Annotated in this window: 1 protein-coding gene; it reads right to left on the bottom strand. The window is 58.7% G+C overall.

Going from position 1 to position 1,293, the window contains the following annotated elements:
* Nucleotides 1–1,179 (bottom strand): ISL3 family transposase (locus QPK32_RS26425; RefSeq protein ID WP_374046795.1); only part of this gene is annotated, 1,179 nt, incomplete at its 3' end.
* Between the last annotated feature and the right edge of the window lie 114 nt (nucleotides 1,180–1,293).

Genomic DNA, 1,293 nt, shown 5'->3' with positions numbered 1-1,293 from the left:
CGCATCCTTGATTTTCAGGAAGAAGTAAGATGCATCCCGAAATCCGTAGGCCATGCGCTTGATGACCTTGATACGGTTGTTGACGCCTTCCAGGATCGATGAGCTCATCGGATAGATGGCCGAAGCCAGAATGCCGCGCCGGTATTTGGCCAGACGTTTGGCAAACTGGATCAACGGTGCGATCTGGCTTTCCAGGGCGAGTTTGAGCCAGGTTTTCCATCGACGAGCACCTTCCCGGACCGATGGCGCATACCAGATTTCCTTCAGCTCGGTCTTGAGCAGGTAGACCGTTGCCAAGGGCTGGTTAGCAGCCAGCAGCTCTTCGAGCTTGACGGCTTGTTCGGCCTTGAGGTTGTCGCGGTTGCGCAGTAACAGCCAGCGGCTGCGCTTGATGACCTGACGGGCCTTTGGTTCGGCTCGCAAGGTATTGGCTTGATCGACGCGAACTCGGTCGACCACTTCGCGGCCGAAGCGCGCCACCACGTGAAACAAGTCGTAGACGACTTCCGCGTTCGGACATTTCTGACGCACTTCGAGGTCCATGGCCGTGTTCATGTCCATGGCAACGGCTTCGATTCGCCGGCAGCCTTCCTCTCCTAGCAACTCGAAGAACGGCCGGATCGCTTCCCGGCTATTGCCTTCTCCAACCCACAGCACCCGCATTCGCTCGGCATCCAGGGCGACAGTGGCGTACCGATGACCCTTGTGCAGGGCGAATTCGTCCATGACCAGGCGCCGTACGCCTTCTGCCGAGAAGTCACCATGCAGGTGCTTCAAGCGCTGATGATCAATGTCTTTGATGGTATGCCAGTGCAGGCCGGTTAGCCGGGCTATATGGGCTATGGGAAGCAACTGCGCCAGCGCCTCGACCCAGAGGCGCACGCGGTGCGTGATCCGTGCTCCTCGGTCGAGCCAGGCAATGTGCTCGGTCACCCGTGCATTGCAGTGATGGCAGTCCAGCCGCCGCACCGGCACATCGAGCCAAACGCGCTTGTCCAGAACGTCGCGATCGCGCACTTTACGCCTTCGGCGCTCATGCACCAGGGCGCAAGGCTGGCGGCACGCTCCGCACACGGCATCACTTGCCGGACAGGTATCGAGAACGATTAACAGCGACCCGTCTTCTTGCTCCTGGACGGCTTCGACAATATGGCCTTCCCAAAACGGAAGAGACGACATAGCATTGAGCATGGCGGTGGTTTGATAGACTGATTTGTTTGGCGACTATCAATCTACCAACATCAGACCACCGCCACCACCTCCCGCTCAGTTCGTCAACTCCGTCTTCCCCCA

This window comes from Massilia sp. YIM B02763 (assembly GCF_030412015.1).
Taxonomy (GTDB): Bacteria; Pseudomonadota; Gammaproteobacteria; order Burkholderiales; family Burkholderiaceae_D; genus Telluria.
Note: the sequence above shows the minus strand (reverse complement) of the source record. Positions and strands in the feature narration are given on the sequence as shown.